The organism is Ruegeria sp. CDSB136 (assembly GCF_059610965.1).
Window position 1 is genome coordinate 78,707 of the sequence record NZ_JBXWOP010000001.1, and the last position, 21,209, is coordinate 99,915.

22 protein-coding genes are annotated in these 21,209 nt (G+C 58.8%); 13 read left to right on the top strand and 9 right to left on the bottom strand.

Annotated features, from left to right (window positions below):
- The first annotated feature begins 109 nt into the window (after nucleotides 1–109).
- The 6 genes from scpA (at nucleotide 110) to AC2FIR_RS00425 (ending at nucleotide 5,584) form a co-directional block, all read left to right on the top strand.
- On the top strand, nucleotides 110–2,236 hold the full coding sequence (scpA, locus tag AC2FIR_RS00400; protein ID WP_496743620.1) for a methylmalonyl-CoA mutase: 2,127 nt from the start codon (nucleotides 110–112) through the stop codon (nucleotides 2,234–2,236).
- 109 nt (nucleotides 2,237–2,345) lie between these two features.
- Nucleotides 2,346–2,942 (top strand): VOC family protein, encoded by a 597-nt coding sequence (locus AC2FIR_RS00405; protein WP_496743621.1) that lies wholly within the window; start codon nucleotides 2,346–2,348, stop codon nucleotides 2,940–2,942.
- Nucleotides 2,939–3,427 (top strand): GNAT family N-acetyltransferase, encoded by a 489-nt coding sequence (locus tag AC2FIR_RS00410; RefSeq protein ID WP_480911267.1) that lies wholly within the window; start codon nucleotides 2,939–2,941, stop codon nucleotides 3,425–3,427. The genes AC2FIR_RS00405 and AC2FIR_RS00410 overlap by 4 nt, the downstream gene beginning before the upstream one ends.
- 45 nt (nucleotides 3,428–3,472) lie before the next feature.
- Entirely contained in the window at nucleotides 3,473–4,153 is a 681-nt protein-coding gene (locus tag AC2FIR_RS00415) for a TerB family tellurite resistance protein (protein WP_170609951.1), read from the top strand.
- Between the two features lie 4 nt (nucleotides 4,154–4,157).
- The gene (locus AC2FIR_RS00420; RefSeq protein ID WP_480911265.1) at nucleotides 4,158–5,171 is read left to right on the top strand and encodes an endonuclease/exonuclease/phosphatase family protein; all 1,014 of its coding nucleotides are present in this window, start codon (nucleotides 4,158–4,160) and stop codon (nucleotides 5,169–5,171) included.
- Nucleotides 5,172–5,209: 38 nt separating this feature from the next.
- Nucleotides 5,210–5,584 carry a hypothetical protein gene (locus AC2FIR_RS00425; RefSeq protein WP_170609955.1) on the top strand — a complete coding sequence of 125 codons (375 nt, stop codon included), beginning with the start codon at nucleotides 5,210–5,212 and terminating at the stop codon, nucleotides 5,582–5,584.
- 14 nt (nucleotides 5,585–5,598) lie between these two features.
- On the opposite strand, the gene AC2FIR_RS00430 is transcribed toward AC2FIR_RS00425, so the two are convergent.
- The 5 genes from AC2FIR_RS00430 to AC2FIR_RS00450 all read right to left on the bottom strand — a co-directional run bounded on the left by AC2FIR_RS00430 (nucleotide 5,599) and on the right by AC2FIR_RS00450 (nucleotide 11,385).
- On the bottom strand, nucleotides 5,599–7,143 hold the full coding sequence (locus AC2FIR_RS00430) for a Ppx/GppA family phosphatase (RefSeq protein ID WP_496761791.1): 1,545 nt from the start codon (nucleotides 7,141–7,143) through the stop codon (nucleotides 5,599–5,601).
- A 58-nt stretch (nucleotides 7,144–7,201) separates the two neighbouring features.
- Nucleotides 7,202–7,882, bottom strand: coding sequence for a P-loop NTPase family protein (locus AC2FIR_RS00435; RefSeq protein WP_496743622.1), 681 nt, complete (start codon nucleotides 7,880–7,882; stop codon nucleotides 7,202–7,204).
- Complete coding sequence (locus AC2FIR_RS00440) at nucleotides 7,883–8,956, bottom strand: AI-2E family transporter (RefSeq protein ID WP_496761793.1); 1,074 nt, start codon at nucleotides 8,954–8,956, stop codon at nucleotides 7,883–7,885.
- 90 nt (nucleotides 8,957–9,046) lie between these two features.
- The gene (locus AC2FIR_RS00445) at nucleotides 9,047–10,021 is read right to left on the bottom strand and encodes an isopenicillin N synthase family dioxygenase (RefSeq protein WP_496743624.1); all 975 of its coding nucleotides are present in this window, start codon (nucleotides 10,019–10,021) and stop codon (nucleotides 9,047–9,049) included.
- Entirely contained in the window at nucleotides 10,021–11,385 is a 1,365-nt protein-coding gene (locus AC2FIR_RS00450) for an FAD-dependent oxidoreductase (protein WP_496743625.1), read from the bottom strand. The genes AC2FIR_RS00445 and AC2FIR_RS00450 overlap by 1 nt, the downstream gene beginning before the upstream one ends.
- A gap of 168 nt (nucleotides 11,386–11,553) precedes the next feature.
- Here AC2FIR_RS00450 and proS point away from each other — a divergent pair, with 168 nt between their 5' ends.
- Complete coding sequence (gene proS / locus AC2FIR_RS00455) at nucleotides 11,554–12,894, top strand: proline--tRNA ligase (protein ID WP_170816649.1); 1,341 nt, start codon at nucleotides 11,554–11,556, stop codon at nucleotides 12,892–12,894.
- Nucleotides 12,878–13,771: a glycosyltransferase family 2 protein gene (locus AC2FIR_RS00460; protein ID WP_496743626.1), complete on the top strand. Its 894-nt coding sequence runs from the start codon at nucleotides 12,878–12,880 to the stop codon at nucleotides 13,769–13,771. The genes proS and AC2FIR_RS00460 overlap by 17 nt, the downstream gene beginning before the upstream one ends.
- 9 nt (nucleotides 13,772–13,780) lie before the next feature.
- Here the strand turns inward: AC2FIR_RS00460 and AC2FIR_RS00465 are convergent, their stop codons facing one another.
- A complete protein-coding gene (locus tag AC2FIR_RS00465) occupies nucleotides 13,781–14,116 on the bottom strand; it encodes a hypothetical protein (RefSeq protein WP_321252154.1) in 336 nt (111 codons plus the stop codon).
- Nucleotides 14,117–14,474: 358 nt separating this feature from the next.
- Here AC2FIR_RS00465 and AC2FIR_RS00470 point away from each other — a divergent pair, with 358 nt between their 5' ends.
- From AC2FIR_RS00470 to AC2FIR_RS00480, 3 genes are all read left to right on the top strand, one after another.
- Entirely contained in the window at nucleotides 14,475–15,461 is a 987-nt protein-coding gene (locus tag AC2FIR_RS00470) for a DUF6492 family protein (protein WP_496743627.1), read from the top strand.
- Between the two features lie 83 nt (nucleotides 15,462–15,544).
- Nucleotides 15,545–16,840, top strand: a complete 1,296-nt coding sequence (locus tag AC2FIR_RS00475; RefSeq protein ID WP_496743628.1) for a lipoprotein-releasing ABC transporter permease subunit — start codon at nucleotides 15,545–15,547, stop codon at nucleotides 16,838–16,840.
- Nucleotides 16,833–17,519 (top strand): ABC transporter ATP-binding protein, encoded by a 687-nt coding sequence (locus tag AC2FIR_RS00480; RefSeq protein ID WP_170609973.1) that lies wholly within the window; start codon nucleotides 16,833–16,835, stop codon nucleotides 17,517–17,519. The genes AC2FIR_RS00475 and AC2FIR_RS00480 overlap by 8 nt, the downstream gene beginning before the upstream one ends.
- Here the strand turns inward: AC2FIR_RS00480 and AC2FIR_RS00485 are convergent.
- The gene (locus AC2FIR_RS00485) at nucleotides 17,503–17,940 is read right to left on the bottom strand and encodes a DMT family transporter (RefSeq protein WP_170609975.1); all 438 of its coding nucleotides are present in this window, start codon (nucleotides 17,938–17,940) and stop codon (nucleotides 17,503–17,505) included. The genes AC2FIR_RS00480 and AC2FIR_RS00485 overlap by 17 nt on opposite strands.
- Before the next feature lie 96 nt (nucleotides 17,941–18,036).
- Here AC2FIR_RS00485 and AC2FIR_RS00490 point away from each other — a divergent pair, with 96 nt between their 5' ends.
- Nucleotides 18,037–18,438, top strand: coding sequence for a c-type cytochrome (locus AC2FIR_RS00490; RefSeq protein ID WP_496743629.1), 402 nt, complete (start codon nucleotides 18,037–18,039; stop codon nucleotides 18,436–18,438).
- A 6-nt stretch (nucleotides 18,439–18,444) separates the two neighbouring features.
- On the opposite strand, the gene AC2FIR_RS00495 is transcribed toward AC2FIR_RS00490, so the two are convergent.
- Complete coding sequence (locus AC2FIR_RS00495) at nucleotides 18,445–19,131, bottom strand: hypothetical protein (protein ID WP_496743630.1); 687 nt, start codon at nucleotides 19,129–19,131, stop codon at nucleotides 18,445–18,447.
- A gap of 42 nt (nucleotides 19,132–19,173) precedes the next feature.
- Nucleotides 19,174–19,836 carry a DNA-3-methyladenine glycosylase I gene (locus AC2FIR_RS00500; RefSeq protein ID WP_496744195.1) on the bottom strand — a complete coding sequence of 221 codons (663 nt, stop codon included), beginning with the start codon at nucleotides 19,834–19,836 and terminating at the stop codon, nucleotides 19,174–19,176.
- Nucleotides 19,837–20,250: 414 nt separating this feature from the next.
- Here AC2FIR_RS00500 and AC2FIR_RS00505 point away from each other — a divergent pair, with 414 nt between their 5' ends.
- The gene (locus tag AC2FIR_RS00505) at nucleotides 20,251–21,201 is read left to right on the top strand and encodes an ABC transporter substrate-binding protein (RefSeq protein ID WP_496743631.1); all 951 of its coding nucleotides are present in this window, start codon (nucleotides 20,251–20,253) and stop codon (nucleotides 21,199–21,201) included.
- The last annotated feature ends 8 nt before the right edge of the window (nucleotides 21,202–21,209 follow it).

Sequence of the window (21,209 nt, forward strand, 5' to 3'; positions counted from 1 at the left end):
TGCACTCAACGCTCAATTTTCCGCGCCCGGGCCGGATTGAAGGGCGGGATTGAACATACGCGTGCTGTCGCAAACCGGCCGCGCCCCGAATTGATAAGAGGAAATCGAAATGACCGACACGAAGGACTGGAAAGCGCTTGCCGAGAAAGAGCTGCGCGGTCGTCCGTTGGATGATCTGACCAAAGAAACGCTGGAAGGCATCGACGTCAAACCGCTGTATACGCCTGAGGACACGGCGGAACTGCCGCATATGGGGTCTTTGCCGGGTTTCGGGCCGTTTACGCGCGGTGTAAAGGCGACGATGTACGCAGGCCGTCCGTGGACCATCCGCCAATATGCGGGCTTTTCCACCGCCGAGGAGTCGAACGCTTTCTATCGCCGCAACCTGGCGGCCGGTCAGCAGGGCGTGTCGGTGGCCTTCGATCTGGCGACACACCGGGGCTATGACAGTGACCACCCGCGCGTTGTCGGAGACGTGGGTAAGGCCGGTGTGGCCATTGACAGCGTTGAGGACATGAAGATTCTGTTCGACGGCATTCCGCTGGACAAGGTCTCGGTCTCGATGACGATGAACGGCGCGGTGATTCCGATTCTGGCAAGCTTCATCGTTGCAGGCGAAGAACAGGGCCATGACAAATCAGTCCTGTCTGGCACCATTCAGAACGACATTCTGAAAGAGTTCATGGTGCGCAATACCTATATCTATCCGCCTGAACCGTCGATGAAGATCATCTCGGACATTATCGATTACACGTCGAACGAGATGCCCAAGTTCAACTCGATCTCAATTTCGGGCTATCACATGCAAGAGGCCGGAGCGAACCTGGTGCAGGAACTGGCCTATACGCTGGCTGACGGGCGCGAATATGTTCGTGCCGCGACGCAAGCCGGGATGGACGTGGACAAGTTCGCAGGTCGCCTGTCGTTCTTCTTTGCGATCGGCATGAATTTCTTTATGGAGGCCGCCAAACTGCGTGCCGCGCGGACCCTGTGGCACCGCGTGATGACCGAGTTCGGGGCAAAGTCCGAACGGTCCAAGATGTTGCGCACCCATTGCCAGACTTCCGGCGTGTCGCTGCAGGAACAGGACCCCTATAACAACGTGATCCGTACCGCATATGAGGCGATGAGCGCGGTTTTGGGCGGCACCCAGTCGCTGCACACAAATGCTTTGGACGAAGCAATTGCGTTGCCGACCGACTTTTCGGCCCGTATCGCGCGGAACACGCAATTGATCTTGCAGGAGGAAACCGGCGTGACGGATGTGGTCGATCCGCTGGCGGGTTCCTACTACGTCGAAAGCCTGACCAACGAGCTGATCGACAAAGCCTGGGCCCTGATGGAAGAGGTCGAGGAGATGGGCGGCATGACCAAGGCCGTGGCCAGCGGCATGCCCAAGCTTCGGATCGAAGAAAGTGCCGCGCGTCGTCAGGCCATGATCGACCGGGGTGACGAGGTGATCGTCGGCGTCAACAAGTACCGCAAGGAACAGGAAGACCCGATCGACATTCTCGACGTCGACAACGTCGCCGTGCGCGAGGCTCAGGTCGCGCGGCTGGAACGTATCCGCGCAACGCGGGACGAAGCAGCCTGCAATCAGGCGCTGGACGCATTGACCACCGCAGCCCGTGAGGGCGGAAACCTGCTGGCTGCTGCGGTCGAGGCCGCCCGCGCCCGCGCATCCGTAGGAGAGATCAGCATGGCAATGGAGAAGGAATTCGGCCGCCACCGCGCCGAAGTGAAAACGCTGGCCGGTGTCTATGGAGCGGCCTATGAGGGTGACGAAGGTTTTGCCGCGATCCAGAAATCCATCGAAGATTTCGCCGAGGCTGAAGGCCGCCGCCCCCGCTTGCTGGTCGTCAAGATGGGGCAGGATGGTCATGACCGGGGTGCCAAGGTGATCGCGACTGCTTTTGCGGATATCGGGTTTGACGTCGACGTTGGCCCTCTGTTCCAGACACCGGCCGAGGCGGCTCAGGATGCCGTCGACAATGACGTCCACGTGGTCGGCATCTCGTCTCAGGCGGCAGGCCACAAGACACTGGCCCCGCAACTGGTCGAGGAACTCAAGAAAGCCGGTGCCGAGGATATCATCGTGATCTGCGGCGGGGTGATCCCACAGCAGGATTATCAGTTCCTCTACGACCACGGCGTCAAAGCGATCTTTGGTCCGGGCACCAATATCCCCGAAGCGGCACAGGATATTCTGCGCCTGATCGGCGAAGCCAAGGGGTAAGGCCCAGACAAGATTTTTCAACGAAGAATCTTGTGGCGCAGATGTCCGAGGACAGCTTTATTGGGAAAGGCAGCGCGTTTTCTGCGCTGCCTTTTATGATGGGGTGGAAATGGAACTGGATCATCTGGCCGTCGCAGGGGAAACGCTGGAGGCTGCTGCCGCGCATGTCGAGGACGCCTTGGGGGTCAGGCTTGAGACAGGCGGCAAGCATGAGAAATTCGGTACTTATAACAAGCTGCTCGGACTTGAAGATGGCTTGTATCTGGAAGCGATTGCAGTTGACCCGAATGCGGCGCAACCTGAGCGCACCCGGTGGTTCGATCTGGACCGGTTTCAGGGTGCACCGCGCCTGACCAACTGGATCTGCCGTGTGAAGGATATCGAGGCGGCCACCGTGCCGGGTGGCCCGTTAGACCCGACAGATCTGGAGCGCGGGGCGCTGCGCTGGCGCATGATCGTGCCATCGTCCGGGCGCCTGCCTTATGACAACCTCTATCCCGCATTCATACAGTGGCAGGGCGATCTGCACCCCGCCGAAGTGTTGCAGGCCAGTGGTTGCCGGTTGCTGAGATTGCTGGTGTCCCATCCCGAAGCAACGAAGCTTGCCCAAAGCACCGGGCCGGTTGAGGGTGTTGAGTTTCACCAGGGCTCGCCGGGCCTGCGCGCTGAATTCGAGACACCAAACGGACGTCGCGTTCTGGAATGAGGGTTCGGCAGGCACAGATTGCGGATGCACCGGCGATTGCTAAAATTACCAACGCGATCATCAGGGATACCCTGGTTACGTTCACATCCGAGGAGCGGACTGCCGCGGGAATTGCAGCCGACATCGAAGCCCGCGGTGCGGGGTTTTTGGTGGCTGAACTGGATAGCGAGGTTGTCGGTTTCGCTTCGTATACTCGGTTCCGATCCGGGCCGGGGTATGCCGAATGCCGCGAGCACTCGATTCAACTAGCTCCATCAGCACGTGGCAAGGGGATCGGCCGCGCGTTGATGAGCCGGTTGGAAGAGGTGGCCCGGGCCGAGAGCGTCCACGTGCTTGTGGCGGGAATATCCTCGGAAAATCCGGCTGCCATCGCCTTTCACGCTCGCATCGGTTTCACCGAAGTCGGACGAATGCCCCAAGTGGGCTGCAAATGGGGCCGCAGGTTGGATCTGGTACTGATGCAGAAAATTATTGGTCAGGACTGATCTGTCGCACCTGACACGCGCGATTTGTGGCGCTAGGGTGCGGCCATGTCGATCTGGACCCGTATATCCGATGCGCTGAGCGCACTGGCACAAGGTGAAAGCCTGACTGCCGTTTTTGAGAAACTGCGCTCACCGCCCGAAAGGTCGGTGGCCTTTACAATCGCTGTGATCGCGCTGGGCGCCAAGATGGCCAAGGCAGACGGGCAGGTGACGCGGGACGAGGTTACGGCCTTTCGCGATGTGTTCCAGATTGCCCGCGAAGACGAAGAAGGCGCGGCGCGGGTGTTCAACATGGCCCGAACCGACGTGGCCGGCTATCAGGACTATGCCCGCAAGATCGCCAGGATGTTCGACGAAGACAGCACGACGTTGTGCGACCTGATGGAAGGCCTGTTTCACATCGCCATGGCCGACGGGTTTTATCACCCGAACGAAAACGAGTTTCTGGAAGAAGTCAGCCGGATATTCGGGCAAACCGACGCTCAGTTTCTGGCGCTGCGCGCCCGTTTCGTGCCGGATGCCCCAAACGATCCGTATACCGTTCTGGGCGTGACAAGGGACATGCCGTTGACCGAAATTCGCAACATCTGGCGCAAGCTAGTGCGCGAAACCCATCCTGACGCCATGATGGCGCGCGGCGTGCCCGAGGAGGCAATCCGGCTGGCCGAGAAAAAGATGATCGACATCAACCGCGCCTGGGACGAAATAAACGGTGCAAAGGTCTGAACGGATGCGTTTGGCGACCTACAATATCGAATGGTTCGCCAACTTGTTTGATCGCCAGGATCGTCTGATCGTCGATGACGGCTGGTCCGGCCGCTTTGATGTCACCCGGGCCCAGCAGGTCGAGGCGATCGCCAAGGTTCTGACGGCTATCGACGCAGATGCCATTCTGATCGTTGAGGCCCCAAACACCGGCAAAACGCAGAACACCGTCCGCGCGTTGCAGGGTTTTGCGGAAGCCTTCGATTTGCGCACCACTCATGCGGTCATGGGCTTCGCTAATGAAACCCATCAGGAACTGGCACTTTTGTTTGATCCTCAGTTGCTGATGGTGCGCCATGATCCAAAGACGCGGTCTGCGCAGCCATTCGACCATCAGACAGCACCCCGGTTTGACACCGAATTTCGGATTGATCTGGATATCGACGCAACCGAGGATGTTGTGCTTTTTTCAAAGCCACCGATGGAATTGGCGGTGGAAACAAAGTCGGGTGCGAAATTTCGCCTGATTGGGGCACATCTGAAATCCAAAGCGCCGCGCGGCGCGGAAAGCCGGGACGAGGCGATCCGGATTTCAATTTCCAACCGGCGCAAACAACTGGCTCAGGCGATCTGGCTGGCCCGGCGCGTCGAACAGCACATTGCCGAGGACGAACCGGTGATTTTGCTGGGTGATCTTAACGACGGCCCGGGCCTGGACGAGTTCGAGAACCTATTCGGGCGCTCATCCGTCGAGATTTTGTTGCAGTCCGGTTTGTTTGATCCCAATGCCGCAACCGCTTACGGCTCTGTCGGTGGGGAAACACCTTCGACGGCCCGGTTTGTGCGCCGGGACAAGGGAGATTTTCTTGAGGCATTGCTGGATTACATCATGATCAGCGATCCGCTGCGCCAGCGAAATCCGGTCTGGCGAATCTGGCATCCGTTGCGGGACGACGCGATCCGTTCGAACGCGGAATTGCGGGACGCACTGCTGACGGCCTCGGACCATTTTCCCGTAACTCTGGATATTGACCTGTGATCTTTCAACGCCTTCCCGCAGTGCTTATGTTTGGCCGCATGAAACGAGTTCTTTTGATAAGTCTGATCGTGACGTCCACTGCGTTCCCAGCCAGCGCGCAGGAAGATACCGGCAAGTCCCTGATGGAGCGCGGCGCCGAGCTTTTCTTCGAAGGCCTGCGCAAGGAAATGGAGCCCACGCTCGATGATTTGCGCGACCTGGCTGAACAGTTTGGTCCTGCCATGCTGTCCTTTTTTGAGGAAATGGGACCGGCACTGGCAGAAATGACCAAGGAGATACAGGATTGGAGCGTTTATGAGGCACCGGAGATCCTGCCCAATGGCGATATCATCATCCGCCGGAAACCGCAGGACGACACCCCGCAAACTCTTGAGGAAAAACCAGAGCCGGACGAAGGTGTAACGGATATCTGAGCGTTTACAGGGGATTACCCCTGGATGATAACCTTGGTCTCGGACTTCAATGCCTGAGCCAGAGAGCCGAAGCGTGCTTCGGCGGTTTCGTTGAACAGCGGTTCGGCGGCTTTTGGCAAAATCAGATCCAACTGGCGTTTCTTTGGGAAATAACGAAGTTTGCCCATCGTGGCGTCATTCTTCATCCACAGCATTGCGCCAAAGCGCATTGCCTTGCCCAGAATCTCGGCCTGCTTCTGACTCTTTTCATCCAGCAGTTCATATTGCGGCGCGAACCGGTTGCCTTCGCGTTTGTTGCGGTAGCGGTGCTGCAACGCCAGACCAATAAACACCCGTTCCGAATGCTTCAGCCCACCCAGGTTGGCACGGGTCACGTAGTCGAAACAGACCTCTGCCCGATAATCGGGATGAGCGCGCCAACTGACATCGTGCAGAAGGCACGCGGCCTTGACCAGCCGGACGCGGGTTGACGGTGCCGATTTGAACAGCGGCATGACGAAATCGAACAGGTGTTTTCCAAAACCGGGCAGACGGGCGTCCTTGGCTTCCGAAAAGCGGCTGGCCTCGATCAGCGGGTCGCAATCGCGCAGGCTTTGCGGCATCTGTTCGTACAAAAGCCCTTCGCGGATTCCATAGCTTGAAATGGCGATGTCCTTGGGTTTGAATGTCCGGATCAGTCGGGACAGCACATCCATCGCATAAGGGATCAGCGCCATGCGCGAGCTGGACACACCAGCCCGGCTGCGCAGTTTCTCGGGGTCGCCCTTTTCGATGAACCGGATGGTTTCGTGCACCTGCTTGTGGGTCATCCTGTATTCATGCAGAACGTTCAGCGGATAACCCCGCCGCAGCATGTCCAGCCGTGCAAAGGCGCGCCAGCTGCCGCCCACCAGGAACAGGCGATCCCGCTGGGGGCCCAACTGATCGCGCAGTTCTTCCATGGTGGATTTGATGTGCGCCTTGCGGGCACGACGCCCGCCTTTGATGTCCCGCAATTTCAACGGACCCAGCGCCGATGTCACGCGGCGACCGGTCTGGCCTTCGCCGATCTCGGCCAGTTCCATGGATGAACCGCCAATATCGCAGATCAGACCGTATGCACCCGGCCATCCCAGAAGCACGCCTTGAGCGGAAAAACGGGCCTCTTCCAGACCATCGATGATCGAAACGTGCAGGCCGGTTTCGGCTTTGACCTCGTCGCAAAACTCCTGCCCGTCCTTGGCTTCGCGTACCGCGGCGGTTGCGACAACGTGCAGACCGGGCAGATCTAGGTTGTCGGCCAGATGCTGGAACCGGCGCAGGGCATCCAATGCGCGAACACGCCCTCTGGGGTTCAGGTGCCCGGTCTCCGACAGACCCGCGCCCAGTTCGCACATCACCTTTTCGTTGTAGAAATACGCGGGCGAGCGGGCCGCCCCGTCAAATATGACCATACGGACCGAGTTCGATCCGACATCGACAACACCGACCCGGGACAAGTCCCTGACGCGGGGATCAGAAAATAGCGGTCTTCCGAAAGGTCCCCAGTCGGGGATGGTGGTATCGATAGTCTGATCCATGTCTTTCCCAGATATTCCTGTCTCAGGATGCGAAATCACCGGATTCGGGTCAATCTCTTCAATGGCCGTCGCCGGCATGGTGTTTCAGAACCCGGATCGCCAGCGCCCGAGTGATGTCGCGCCTTTCCGACAGTGCGAGCTTGTCCAGTTGCGCCACGACCTCTGCCGCCGTTTCGAAACGCCGGTCCATGTGCTTGACCAGATAGGAAATCACCTCGGGTCCGGGGTTGAGCTGCCGGTCCACGAACAGCTTGGCCAGCACGGCCCCTAGAAGGGCGTCATCGGGCGGGTCCAGGGCGACCTGATGGGCGCCTTCGATACGGCTTTGCAAATCGGCCAGAGGCAGCTGCCAAAGCTTCGGCGCCAGCCGTCCGGTCATCAACAGCGCGTGGCCCTCGGCCAGAACAAGATTGTGCAGATGAAACAGCGTTTTCTGTTTTTCAACGTCATCTGCGATCATGGGGACATCTTCGACCGCGACCGAAGTCCGGGCCAACTCGGGCACCTCGCTGTGCTTCAGATCGGTGGCTGAAATGATCCGTCCGCCGGTTTCCGCCGCCCATACATGCGACAGATGTGTTTTTCCTGAACCTGCCGGTCCGCTGAGCACCAGTTTGTTGCCTGGCCAGGACGAGGCGGAAATCATTGCCACCGCCAGAGCGTTGGCGGGGGAAACAAAAAAATCCTCGCGTCCCAGCGCGGTTTTCGCCGGAAGGTCAAAGCTGAGCTGGCGTGCCATTCACTTGTCTTCCTGATCCAGCCCTTCCAGCCCGGTATACAGGCGGCTTTCCAGATATTTCGAAGTGGCAAACCGGGCCAGTACGCCGAGTGCTGCGGCGACCGGAACAGCCACCAACATGCCCACAAAACCGAACAGTGCCCCAAACACGGACAGCGCCAGCAGCAGCCAGACCGGATGCAGGCCGACCGAATTGCCGACAAGTTTGGGTGTCAGGAAATTGCCTTCGGTCACTTGCCCAAGTGCGAATACACCAGCGACCAGCCCGATATGGGCCCAGTCACCCCAGAACTGAAACAGCGCCAGCCCGATCGCCAGCGTGCCGCCGATCAGCGCCCCCAGATACGGGATGAAGGTGACGAGCCCGGCAATGAACCCGACAATCAGCCCGAACTGCAGGCCGACAAGCATCAGTGCGATGGCATAGTACGTGCCCAGGATCAGACAGACCGTTCCCATGCCCCGCACGAACGAGGCCAGGACATCATCGATTTCCCCGGCCAGCTTCTTGATTGTCGGCGCATGGTCACGCGGCAAAAGCTCGGCTATACGCGCAATCATGCGGTCCCAGTCCAGCAGCAGGTAGACGGTAACCACCGGCACGATGACCAGCAAAACGACCACGTTTATTGCCGACCCCAACGAGGCGACGACTGTTTGCAGGACATCGCCGGTCTTCGACTTCAGGGTCTCGCCAAGAGAAACCAGAAACTGATGCGAGTTGGACTGACGGTCCAACAGGGACGGAAATTGTCGTTCGATAAACCCGCGCAGTTCCTTGAACAGGCTGGGCATGATCTCGACCAGATCGATCAGCTGAGTGATCAATGCGGGAACAACCATCAGGATCGCCAGGACGAAACCCAGCACACCGACTACGGTGATGATGCCCGTCGTCGCCATGCGCGAGAGACCCAGATTTTCAAGCCGATCCGCGACCGGATCCAGAAAATATGCAATCGCACCACCGATGACGAAGGGCAGAAGCACGTCCCCAAGAGCCCACAAAAGAAGGGCAATCACCACTGCGGCGATGCCCCAGTATCTGAGCTGATCCTTAACGGGCAAGGCCATATCGGTCCCCTGAGTTTGGCACTTGCACGTGTTCTTGGCCCATGCGCGCCCGCGATGCAAGTGGTTCATGCCCGCTGAGATTTTGGGGTGTCAGCTGTGCAATGTTCCTAGTTCGGGGGTTTCCTCATCCGCCATTTCATCTGACCAGTTTGTGCGCCAGATCTCTGCCGACCAGTGCCCGCAATGGACTGCGGGCCGGTCAAAGCCGGGTAGGGGTGGCAATTGGGGTTGGATGACAACATCATGACGCGGCACGGCGAAATACGGAAAGGAATACCGTTCCCGCCCCGAGCGGTTGACGACCCGGTGCGGAGTTGATTTCAACCGTCCCCCTGACCAAAGCTCCAGCATGTCGCCGATATTGACGACAAAGCCACCGGGCGGGCAATCCGGAGTAATCCAGTCTCCGGCCCGCGTCTGAACCTCAAGCCCGCCGACGGGATCGGGCGCGATGATGGTCAGTGCGTCGGTGTCTTTGTGCGGATGAATGCCATAGCCCGCTTCCTCGGCGGCCTGAGGTGGGTAATGCAGCAAAGTCATATTGGTCATCGGGTCGCGGAACGCGTCGCGCAGACTGTCCGGCTCAAGCTTCAACCCGACTTCCAGCGCCCCAAGCAAATGGTCTGTGACGCGATCCAGTTCAGCCCAGTATTTCAGGATGACGTCCTGTGCGCCCGGGACTTCGCGCGGCCAGAGATTTGGCCCGTAAAGGGCACAGTCCTGACGGATACGCGCATCCGATGGGGTTTCGAAGTGCAACTTGTAGCCTTCGTATTTGTCGGCGGTCCCCGATCCGTCGTTCGGGGTGAAAAATCCCATGGGAATATAGCCGCGATAATTGTCACGGGTGATGGCCTGATCCCATTTGCTGCTGTCATCGATGCCGAAGATCTCACGAACGCAGTCCCGAACCTGCTCGACCATATCCGGGGGAACGCCGGTGCCTGTAATCGATAGGAAGCCGATGCTGGTGCAAGCGTCCAGGATTTGCTGAACGGTGGTGTCAAAGCCCGGATGAGCCTTGTCGTTCAGGGGGGCGATGTCGATGGTAGGAATATGGTTCATCAGTTGATCCTCACCCCCTGGCGTTCAAGTTCCGCGTGAACCGGGGTCAGGTTCAATTCGTGCACGTCCTGATTACTTTTGAGGGACAACGCCGCTGCAATTCCGGCACCCTGACCCATGACAGCACAACAGGCCATATTTCGGGTCGCGGCATGGGCGACGCGGTCTGCGCCGTGCGAACGCCCCGCCACCAGCAGGCCCTGCACACCTTTTGGCAGCATGGATCGGTAAGGGACCTGCATGTACCGGCCTGTGGTCGGCAAGATCAGGATGCCATAGCCGTCGATGAACTCGGGGTAGATGCCGATCGTGTCTTCGAACCGACCCTGATGGCGGGCGTCATCCTCGGTCATGTTATAGACCGCGTCGATCTTGCGGGTGTCGCGGATGCCGATAGTCATCCCAAAGTTCCGCAGACGGGCGTTTTCACAACCGGGCATGAACCGGCGCAGCGCCTCGATGGCCAGCATCGACTGACGTCGGCCTTCGATCTCGCCGCGCGTCAGGCTGTCGGGGTCGGTGCCGTCTATCTCGGCCAGATGGATAAGGTTCATGTAGGTCAACTCACCCGTGTCATGCATTGCGCCCCATGTACCGGCGATGGTGTTCAGATGCGGCGGGATCAGCCCCTCATCAATGGCTTGTTGGAACGGTTTGTGCACGAAGGGCGAGAACATGTCGTCTTCTTTGCCGCTCGTTTCGATGTTCCACTCACCGCCGCCGCCCCAGTCCTTGTAGGTCTGCGGGTCGGATTTGACACCTTCCATGAATGCGCGTTTGTCGACACCGGCCAGATGGAACATGACCGAGGCCGCCATCATGTCTTCGCGTGGGGTTTTGTGGGTCGGTGCGCCTGCACGATGGGCTACATCAGCGTCCCCGGTGGCATCAATCACCACCTTGGCCAGTATCGCCTCGCGCCCTGCCTTGGATTCGGTGATGATCCCGGTGATCCGGTTGCCTTCCATGATCGGAGCGACAAACTGACGGTGCAGCATCGGATGCACACCAGCCTCTTCGACCAGCTTGTCTGCCACCAGTTTGAAGCCCTCGCTGTCGAGCTCATAGCTCAGCGACTGGCTTTCCGGCACCGCAGCGCCCATCTCCTTGGCACGGGTTTCGAACTCCATGCCGATGCCGCCAGCTTCGACCGTCTGTTCGTGGCGATACCAGGCGAAACCTTCGACCCCGACAGCGGTGATGTTCCCCCCCATGCAACCGAAGCGGTCGACCAAGGACACTTCCGCCCCCGCCCGAGCCGCTGCCAGTGCGGCGGCAAGGCCGGCGGGGCCGGAACCTACAACAAGAACGTCGGTGTGATGAACTACGGGGATCTGGCGGGCGGGTTCCTGAATGGTTTGCACGGGGACCTCCTGAGAAAATGTTCCCGCTACCATCTTGAATGCTGACTGGCGGGTCAATCAAAAAACCGACTGCTCCGAGGTCGCAAAATCGCCAATGGCCGATTGCCCCCGGCGGGGCTTTGCAATAAGCAGCTTTGAAGTCGAATTCTCACCTTTGAAGGTCATACAATGCGCCTCAGCCGTTACTTTCTGCCCGTTCTCAAGGAAACCCCCTCGGAGGCCCAGATCGTCAGCCACCGGCTGATGCTGCGTGCCGGGATGATCAAACAGGCCGCGGCCGGGATTTATTCGTGGCTGCCGTTGGGTTTCAAAGTTCTGCGCAAGTTGGAAAACATCGTGCACGAGGAACAGGCGCGGGCGGGTCACATCGCCATCCAGATGCCTATTTTGCAATCCGCGGACCTGTGGCGCGAATCCGGACGTTACGACGATTACGGTCAGGAAATGCTGCGAATGCAGGACCGTCACGGGCGCGACATGTTGTATACGCCGACGGCTGAGGAACTGGTGACCGACATCTTCCGTGGCCATGTCAGCAGCTACAAGGATCTGCCGCTGACCCTCTATCAGATTCAGTGGAAATTCCGCGATGAAATCCGCCCCCGTTTCGGCGTGATGCGTGGTCGTGAATTCTATATGAAGGACGGCTACAATTTCGACCTGAACAAGGAAGACGCGCTGCACGCATATAACCGCCATCTGGTCAGCTACCTGCGCACTTACGAGCGTATGGGGCTGCAAGCCATCCCAATGCGTGCCGATTCCGGCCCCATCGGTGGTGACGACACGCATGAGTTCCTTGTTCTGGCCGATACCGGCGAATCCGAGGTCTTCTATGACAGCGCCGTCACCGATCTGACCTTTGGCGACCGCGTGATCGATTATGACAACCGCGAGCAGTGTCAGGCGATCCTCGAGGAGTTCACCTCGAAATACGCGCGCACCGACGAAACCCATGACGAGGCGCTGTTCAACCAGATCCCGGAAGAGCGCCGCCGCGTCGCGCGCGGAATCGAGGTCGGCCAGATCTTCTATTTCGGCACCAAGTATTCCGAACCGCTGGGTGCAACCGTGCAAGGCCCCGACGGTAAGCCGGTTCCGGTCCACATGGGCAGCCACGGCATCGGTGTCAGCCGCCTGATCGGCGCGATCATCGAAGCCAGCCATGACGACAAGGGCATCATCTGGCCGGAGGGCGTGACCCCGTTCCATTGCGGTATCGTCAACCTGAAACAGGGTGATGAAGAAGCGGATACGGCTTGCGAAAGGATCTACAAGGCACTGACCGCGCTGGGGCTTGAGCCGCTTTATGATGACCGCAACGAGCGGGCAGGGGGCAAATTCGCAACCATGGACCTGATCGGCCTGCCGTGGCGCATCACTGTCGGTCCGCGCGGCCTGAAGAACGGTGTGGTCGAACTGACCAGCCGTCGCACCGGCGAAAGTGAGGAACTGAGCCCCGAGGCCGCGGTCACCAAGATCGCCGGGATTTATGAGCAGATCGCCTGAGCAGACCGACACGCCGCTGATCTCGGTGATCACGGCGACTTACAACCTGCTGTCCCAAGGGCGGCAGGACAGTTTTCTGGGCGTCATCGAATGCATGGCGCGGCAGAACTGCGTTCGGGCCGAGCACGTCATTCAGGATGGCGCTTCGTCGGATGGAACCACTGCGTTTTTGAATGAGGCGACGGCAGACGCCCTGCGTACACGCGTGATCAGTGCACCGGATGCCGGTCTGTACGATGCGATGAACAAGGGGGCACAGGCCGCGCGCGGAACGTATCTGCTGTTCCTGAACTCGGACGACACCCTGGCGTCAGATGATGTGCTTAACATGGCGGCGGATCGGCTTGAGGCAACCGCGCCCGATTTCCTGTTCGGGTCGACACTGCGCAAACACGCGGACGGATCGGAAAGCCGGGAGAAACGGATGTCACTTACGGCGGTCCTGCAGCGGATGCCGTTCTGCCATAACTCGGTTTTCATAAAACGGGATGTCTTTCTTGCACTGGGCGGACATGACACGCAGTTTCGCGTTGCCGCCGATTACGACCTGATGCTGCGCCTGGTCGGTGGCGGCTATCAGGGTGAGCGGATGGATGATCCGGTCTCGTTGTTCTGGGAAAGAGGTGTGACCAGCGACGATGAGGCAACAGGGCAGGACTATGCCCGTGTCTGGATGCAATACTACGCGGATTTCAAGACGGCCCATGGGCTGACGCAGCAGGATTTCTTTGGATACTATCGGCGCGGACACATGCCGGCCAACCTGATGCTTGAAGTTCTGCGTCGACCTGATACGCCCGAGGCGATCAAACTGGCCGCGCGCCATTGCCTGTTTAAGACCCTGCGCCGTTCGGTGCAGTTTTGGCGAAAGTTCTAGTTTCTTAATTCAAGTGCCGTTCCGGGATGGGCGTGCCGCAAGAACTTCTCCATCTGCCTGCCCGCCATGGGCGACGACAATCGGACGCCCAAGCTTACGCACCAGATCCTTGAATTCGAACCCAAGAAAACGCAGTCCACAGACCCGCTCGCCGGATGTTCTGTCGGTGATGCACAGGCGGCCCTTTCGGAATGCCAGCCTGTATCCCTTGTCTTTCAGGATGTCAGCCAGGCTACCCCAGCTTGCCGCGCTGGCGAATAACGGGCGGATTGCTGCGCGCAGCAGAGCCGCTGTTTCGCAATCGAGTTCTGTGGATGCCGTTCGGGCCACAATAGAACCCGACACCTCAGTCTTCCGCTTAATTAACATGAGCGACCCCCGCTCTGAAATGTGTTCCCCCATTACAGGGTGTCAAAATTTCTCAGAATAATCAAAATTTGAAATAAAATTACTCTGAAAATGTTGCATTTTGAGTTCAATAATTCACGCAATGCCCGCATTGATATCATAGGTGAAACAATTCAGCGCTGTCTGTGAAGGATGTCACAACTATTGGTATAGCCCGCTTGTTACTCTGTCGCCTTAAGCCCGAGCCCTTCCAGACGGACCGACCGCGTTTGATTCGTTCCGGCATTGCAATTGCCGGGCTGGACACAAGATATCAGAGTGGTAAATCAGTCTGGTTCAGACGGGGGATACGGACGTGCTGAGTTTTGCAACGGTTGTGTATTCCAAGGACTATCCCTTGCTGGAATTGCAGGCGCTGTCATTTGCCCGGTTCGTTGACCCCCGAAGTGTCGCATCGATCCATGTTATCATGAACGACATTGACGAGGCGTCGCTCAGACAGAAGATCGATCCAATCCTGCCGTCTTATGGTCCGTTGCTGCCCAAGGTTAAGGTGCTAAGCGGCGACGACGTATTGCTGGGCACCGGGCATTGTTCAGAACGGCCCTGGCGTGACCGGGTCCTGATCGAGAACCGTTTCCGGATTCCGTTCGCCCGAAAAGGCGGGTGGCGGGGCAACAACGGGTATCGCGCTCAGCAGGTGCTGAAACTGGGTGCCGCACGCGTGGTAGATGCCGAGAATATCGTTATCCTGGATACCAAGAACCTGTTTTTGCGCGCTTTCGAGCAATCTGAGTTCTTTTCACAGGATGGCGCCGCCCAAATCCCGTTCATTCCGGTTCAAAGCGATTTTCACCGCAATTGGTTGTCTGAGAGTTTGGAGGCGCTTGGGGTTAACAAACCCGGTACTACCGATCTTGAAACAACGAACTTTGCGACACCGTTCCCGGTCCGAAGATCGCTTGTTTTGGCGCTGCTGGACGAAATCAATGCGCGTTACGGTTCGGTGCAGGCTCTCTTTGCGTCGCGGCGGCGGCCTTCCGAGTTCATGCTACTTAACGCGTTTTGTATGGGCTCACCTGAAGGTTACGTACCTTGGTTTCAGCCGATTGAAAACAACAGCGTCGGTATGTGGCCCACCTGTTCGCAGGACGTTCTGAGCGCGCAGGTGTCACGACTGGACTATCCGCAGTCACTCAGCCTTGGATTGCACAATCGGGCGGTTTCGAAACTGCCCGAAGATCTGCGCGAACGGGTGTTCAAGGCATTGGAAAGCCGCGGCATCAGCGACCCGGCCAGAACAAAGGCTGTATTGGATCAAACTTCGGCCCTTTCCGGCTAGCACAGACACTGGTGGCGACAAGTCGCTTGACCATCAGGGCAAATGCCGAAAGGGTCGCCGCAAACAGAAAAACCGGAGCAGGCATGGCCACCACACCCCCGCCCTTTGCCCCTTTTGAATGGAAAATCGCCTGGCGTTATCTGCGTGCCCGCCGCGCCGAAGGCGGCGTCAGCGTGATGACCTGGATTTCCCTGATCGGGATCACTCTGGCCGTGTTTGCCCTGATCGCGACCCTGGCGGTGCGGTCCGGGTTCCGGTCCGAGTTTGTCGGTACCATTTTGGGGGCCAACGCGCATGTCACCGTCTATTCGGCTGGCCAGGTGGGTCAACAGGGCAGCGTTGACAGGACGATTGCGGATTTTGACGGCATGGCGGTGCGGATCGCGCAGGTTGACGGGGTCGAGCGGGCCGCGCCATTGGTCAAGGGACAGGTGCTGATCACCAACCGCGACCGCAGCAGCGGCGTCGAGGTCTTTGGCATTCGCCCCGACGATCTGAGCGATTTGCCGGGTATTGCTGAAAGTGAACAAGCCATTGGTGATCTGTCGGGGTTTCAGGACGGTGAAGAAGTGGTTGCCCTTGGTTCCGGCGTTGCCCGCAGCATCGGGGCGACAGTCGGCGATACGATCAAGCTGACCTCGCCCAACGGGGTCAAAACCGCCTTTGGCACGTCGCCGCGGGTGAATGCTTACCACGTGGTCTATGTCTTTTCGGCCGGCCGCTACGATATTGACCGGACCCGGGTCTACATGCCGTTTGACAGGGCGCAGAGCTTTTTCAACCGCGAAGGTGTCGCGGATGAGATCGAGGTGATGGTCGCGCAGCCCGAGGCACTGAACCCGATCCTGATCCCGATACTCGAAGCCGCAGGCGAGCGCAGCCAGATCTGGACGTGGCAGGACGCTTCGGGTGGGTTCCTGCGCGCGCTCGAGGTAGAGGACAACGTGATGTTCATCATCCTGTCGATCCTGGTGCTGATCGCGGCGATGAATATCGTCTCTGGCCTGATCATGCTGGTCAAGAACAAGGGGCGGGACATCGGCATCCTGCGCACCATCGGTCTGAGTGAAGGGTCCGTTCTGCGGGTGTTTTTCATTTGCGGGGCATTCACCGGCATCATCGGAACGGTGATGGGCGTGGTCCTTGGATGCCTTTTCGCCATCTATATCGATCCGATTTTTTCCTTCGTGAACTACGTCATGGGAGGCGGTGTCTGGGATCCGTCCATTCGCGGCATCTACGCTTTGCCCGCCGAATTGCACTTGACCGATGTACTCAAGGCAGTCGCGCTTTCGTTGGGTCTGTCCTTTCTTGTCACCTATTTCCCTGCTCGTCGTGCGGCGCGGCTGAACCCGGTTGAGGCGCTGCGCTATGAATGATGTGACGATGCGGCTGAACGGTCTGACCAAGACCTATCTGAGGGGCACTCCGGGCGAGGTTCAGGTTCTGCGCGGTGCAGATCTGGAACTTCGCGCGGGTGAGGCTGTGGCGCTGGTGGCACCGTCGGGTGCCGGAAAGTCGACGCTGCTTCATATTGCCGGGCTTCTTGATGCCCCCGATGCCGGATCGGTTGAAATTGCGGGTCAGGATGCCTCGGGCAAAGGCGACCGTACCCGCACAGCATTGCGGCGGCGCGATGTGGGATTTGTCTATCAGTTCCACCATCTGCTGCCGGAATTCACGGCGCTTGAGAATATAACCCTTCCGCAACTGGCCAATGGCGTATCCGAAAAAGCTGCCCGTGAACGGGCTATGTCACTGCTGGGGCGGGTTGGGGTTGCGTCCCGCGCCGATCATCGCCCGGCGGCCCTGTCAGGAGGAGAGCAACAGCGCGTTGCATTCTGCCGGGCGCTGGCCAATGCGCCGCGCGTTTTGCTGGCGGATGAACCGACCGGCAATCTGGACCCTGAGACCTCGGATCAGGTTTTCGATGCGCTGATGTCACTTGTGCGGGGTGAGGGGCTTTCGGCGTTGATCGCCACTCACAACCCGGATCTGGCCGCGCGGATGGACCGGATCGTGCGGTTGGACGGCGGTGTTCTCAAGCCAGTTGAGTGATGGCGACGCCAACTGCCATAACAGCAATCCCGCCCGCCCGCATCCAGGTTAGGGGTGTGATCTGGGCGCCAAACAGACCAAAATGGTCAATGGCGGCTGCACTGATCAACTGGCCCAGCAGGACAAAGAACACTGCGTTACCGACGCCAAAATGCGGGGCCACGTGGGTGATGGACAACACATAAAAGGCGACCAGAACGCCGCCGAGGAACAGGTGCTTCGGGGCTTCTGAAATTTTTGAAAGCGCGTCGAAGCCGGGAAACACCAACATGACCAGCGCCGAAGCGGTCAGGGCAACGGCGAACAGAACCACTGCCGCCGTGGTCGGCGACCCGATCAGTTTACCCAAGGCCGCATTCAGACCCGCCAGCAGAGGCACGCCGACCCCGGCTGCCAGCATGATGGCTGCGTATTGTGTCATTGCCCGATCCTTTGCCCTTGTTGCGTTGATCTGGATCATTGCCCCTAGCCGCAGAACGGGCAAGCCTGCAATTGCCAATCCTGACAGGAGATTACGATGAAAATGTCCGCCGCCCGGGTCACATTTCTGACAGCCGTCTTTCTGGCATCACAAGCGCCAGCACAGGATGCCGAAAATGGTGGCCATTTGTACCTGCGCCACTGCGCCACCTGTCACGGGATCGAAGCAACGGGTCAGGGTCCGATGGCCGGTGTCTTGGTTATTCAGCCCACTGACCTGACCAAATTGGCGGATGCAAATGGGGTGTTTCCACGGGCAAGAGTTGTGGCACGGATCGACGGACGCGATCCTCTGGTCTCGCACGGCAGCCCGATGCCTGTGTATGGGCCGTTCTTCGAAGGGCAGGACACGGCGATCAAAACGCATGATGGCCAGCCGATTCTGACGAGCCAGCCAATTGTCGATCTGGTCACCTATCTGGAAACGCTGCAAAAGTGATGGTGATCAGCTGCAAATGCCGTTGATTTCCGCGCCCCGCCACGGCAGGGCGACGTCGCGCTCGCGCCCCTTCTCGGGCAGCGGTGACAGGTCGAAGTGCACACCCAGCATGTCGTGCAGACGCTGCGTGCGGGCCGCCTGGGGATCCAGCGCCCGGCAGCACACATATTCCTCGACGATCGCGCCCTGTTGTTCGAACCCGTAAGAAAGGAAGTCAGGCGAAGTTTCGAGGTCGAACAAATAGGGATCCTTGCGTCCGCCATGTTCTGCCGCTGCGCGTAATGGATGATACCCGGTGGTTTCGCGGTTCTGCCACTGCCAGACATGGGTCAGTTCATGCGCCAGCAGCATTGCGGCTATCAGGTTCATTTCGTCCGGAAATCCGGACATGTAATTCTCAAGATACCAGTCACGCGAGAAATAGACCCGGTTGAACAGGGCCACTGCGGCAGGGGTGCTGGTGACAAGCCCCTCTTCGGCTGGTGGCAGAATGCGATCCCGGCAGGCCAGACGCGGTCGCGCCTCGCGGTAGTATGTAATGGGCAGCACGGGCGCGCCATCGACAAGTCTGACGCGATCAATGTTCAGGCTTTTGCCCTGAATGGTGTCGGTGAACGCGCGTTCGGTCTCTGTCAGCGGGCGGCTGCAGGACGCAAGCAGAAACAGGACGACTAGCATAACGCGAGTGATCATGCCTTGCAGCCTAGTACGACGCATTCCGCCTGCAAGGTGATTTTAGAGGCTCATCGCCAGAACACGGCTGATTTCTGTCAACGATCGGCCGGATTGCTCCATCCATGTGTTGAAAGCCTGCTGTACTGCGGCCATTGCCTTTTTCGACGTGGCGGGCCTGTCAATGATGCCTTCGGCGATCAGCCGCGCGGTGACGTCCTGTGACAATATGAAACTGTCACGCCCGGCAAACCGCATTGCATATTGAGCCGAAGCCCCTCCAAGGCGCGCCCCGCGTTTGGCCAGCATTGCCAGCAGGCCAATGTAGTCGTGCGAAGGCCAGCCGCCCAGAACCTGACCCGCTCCGCCTTCTTCACGCAATTCCAGCAGAAACGCGGCGTTGTCCCGAACGGCGGCGATCTTTGTTCCGTTGCGCACGATACGCGTGTCCTGCAGCAGGCTGTCGAACTTTTCGTCGTCCATGAAGGCGCACCGCCCGACATCAAATCCGTCAAATGCCGTTTCGAACCCATCCCACTTGGATTCGATGACTTTCCAGCTGAATCCCGCCTGAAAAATGGTCTTTGTTATTGTCGACAACCAACGGTCGTCCGGCATGGCGGCCAGCTCAGCGGCGCTTTTGGGTTTGCTCAGCTTTTCCTCCAGCCTGTCAGGGCCGCCATGCCGGTCGGCGGCAATGCTGTAGATTTCGTCAAAATGGCGCATCATTCGGTTCCTCCGGCGCTAGTGTTTCCTTTTTGTTCCTATCTGGCAAGAGGGCAAGTGGCGCCCGGATGGCGGGTTCCTATAGATCGCGATTATTGCGAAATGCAGAAATTTAGACGGTTTTGCAAAGAAATGCTCGACAAAACAGGGGATTCGGGTTTGTGATTGACTCGTCAATCAATGTCCGGTGCCCTGGCAAACCTCAGCAACAAGCCAGGACGGTGCAATTGCGTTGCAAAGCGGGTGGGGGAAATCGCGCCAAAAAAGTGAAATTAGCTTAGCTCTGGTGTCAGTGTTCACTTTCCTTTTCCGGCTAAATTTGTGCATGTTGCGACATGGTATTGTCACCAGACAAGTCAGCCGGCGTAAAAACGCGTCGGGGTGGGCAAAACAAAGAAGACAGGGAGAAAAATCATGAAAAAACTGAGTGTAAGCATTTTGGCCCTTGCGGTAGCGGGATCGGCACAGGCGGCGGATATGGGCGCCGTGGACGAGCCGATCAAGCTGGCGATCAACGAATGGACCGGTCAGCACGTTACCACGCATGTGGCGGGCGAGATGCTGAAGGCCGCAGGATATAACGTTGAATACGTCACAGCGGGCATGATGAACCAGTTCCAGGCGCTGGCCGATGGCGACATCGACGCAACGCTTGAAATCTGGTCGTCCAACGTGTCGGACGAATATGCCAAGAAAATCGACGAAGGCACCGTGGTCGAAATCGGCGATCTTGGGCTGGATGCCAAAGAAGGCATCGCATACCCGGCCCATGTGGCCGATCTGTGCCCCGGCCTGCCTGCTTGGGAAGCGCTGAAAGACTGCGCGCAGGTCTTTGCCACGGCCGAGACGCTGCCCGGCGGGCGTCTGGTCGACTATCCTGCAGACTGGGGTACACCCGGCGCGGATCGTATGACGGGTCTTGAACTGCCGTTCAAAGCGGTTCCTGCGGGCTCGGAAGGTGCTCTGATCGCGGAACTGCGCGCTTCGACTGAACGCAAGTCGCCGCTGCTGATCACCTTCTGGCAGCCGCACTGGGCGATGTCGGCCTATGACGTGCAATTCGTTGACCTGCCTGCGGGCGAAGAGGCTTGCTTTAACGATCCGGCCTGGGGTCCGAACCCGAACGCGGTGAATGACTGCGACTTCTCGCCTTCGCGCATCTTCAAAGCCGGTTGGAGCGGCATGGAGGAGAAATGGCCGGCCGCATACGAGATCCTGACCAACTACCAACTGGCGGTCGAAGACCAGCAGCCGATGATGGGTGCGATCGACGTTGACGGCGGCTCGGTCGAAGAAGTTGTCGCCGCTTGGATGGCCGAGAACGAAGGCAAATGGCGTCCGGTCGTCGACGCGGCAACCAAGTGAGCCGCATA

What these genes read in the sequence shown, in the direction of transcription:
- proS (WP_170816649.1), top strand. Translation starts at nt 11,554, where the DNA reads ATGCGCCTCAGCCGTTACTTTCTGCCCGTTCTCAAGGAAACCCCCTCG.
- AC2FIR_RS00495 (WP_496743630.1), bottom strand. Translation starts at nt 19,131, where the DNA reads ATGATCACTCGCGTTATGCTAGTCGTCCTGTTTCTGCTTGCGTCCTGC.
- scpA (WP_496743620.1), top strand. Translation starts at nt 110, where the DNA reads ATGACCGACACGAAGGACTGGAAAGCGCTTGCCGAGAAAGAGCTGCGC.
- AC2FIR_RS00420 (WP_480911265.1), top strand. Translation starts at nt 4,158, where the DNA reads ATGCGTTTGGCGACCTACAATATCGAATGGTTCGCCAACTTGTTTGAT.
- AC2FIR_RS00405 (WP_496743621.1), top strand. Translation starts at nt 2,346, where the DNA reads ATGGAACTGGATCATCTGGCCGTCGCAGGGGAAACGCTGGAGGCTGCT.
- AC2FIR_RS00490 (WP_496743629.1), top strand. Translation starts at nt 18,037, where the DNA reads ATGAAAATGTCCGCCGCCCGGGTCACATTTCTGACAGCCGTCTTTCTG.
- AC2FIR_RS00425 (WP_170609955.1), top strand. Translation starts at nt 5,210, where the DNA reads ATGAAACGAGTTCTTTTGATAAGTCTGATCGTGACGTCCACTGCGTTC.
- AC2FIR_RS00440 (WP_496761793.1), bottom strand. Translation starts at nt 8,956, where the DNA reads ATGGCCTTGCCCGTTAAGGATCAGCTCAGATACTGGGGCATCGCCGCA.
- AC2FIR_RS00460 (WP_496743626.1), top strand. Translation starts at nt 12,878, where the DNA reads ATGAGCAGATCGCCTGAGCAGACCGACACGCCGCTGATCTCGGTGATC.
- AC2FIR_RS00480 (WP_170609973.1), top strand. Translation starts at nt 16,833, where the DNA reads ATGAATGATGTGACGATGCGGCTGAACGGTCTGACCAAGACCTATCTG.
- AC2FIR_RS00430 (WP_496761791.1), bottom strand. Translation starts at nt 7,143, where the DNA reads ATGGATCAGACTATCGATACCACCATCCCCGACTGGGGACCTTTCGGA.
- AC2FIR_RS00485 (WP_170609975.1), bottom strand. Translation starts at nt 17,940, where the DNA reads ATGACACAATACGCAGCCATCATGCTGGCAGCCGGGGTCGGCGTGCCT.
- AC2FIR_RS00505 (WP_496743631.1), top strand. Translation starts at nt 20,251, where the DNA reads ATGAAAAAACTGAGTGTAAGCATTTTGGCCCTTGCGGTAGCGGGATCG.
- AC2FIR_RS00435 (WP_496743622.1), bottom strand. Translation starts at nt 7,882, where the DNA reads ATGGCACGCCAGCTCAGCTTTGACCTTCCGGCGAAAACCGCGCTGGGA.
- AC2FIR_RS00500 (WP_496744195.1), bottom strand. Translation starts at nt 19,836, where the DNA reads ATGCGCCATTTTGACGAAATCTACAGCATTGCCGCCGACCGGCATGGC.
- AC2FIR_RS00445 (WP_496743624.1), bottom strand. Translation starts at nt 10,021, where the DNA reads ATGAACCATATTCCTACCATCGACATCGCCCCCCTGAACGACAAGGCT.
- AC2FIR_RS00475 (WP_496743628.1), top strand. Translation starts at nt 15,545, where the DNA reads ATGGCCACCACACCCCCGCCCTTTGCCCCTTTTGAATGGAAAATCGCC.
- AC2FIR_RS00410 (WP_480911267.1), top strand. Translation starts at nt 2,939, where the DNA reads ATGAGGGTTCGGCAGGCACAGATTGCGGATGCACCGGCGATTGCTAAA.
- AC2FIR_RS00415 (WP_170609951.1), top strand. Translation starts at nt 3,473, where the DNA reads ATGTCGATCTGGACCCGTATATCCGATGCGCTGAGCGCACTGGCACAA.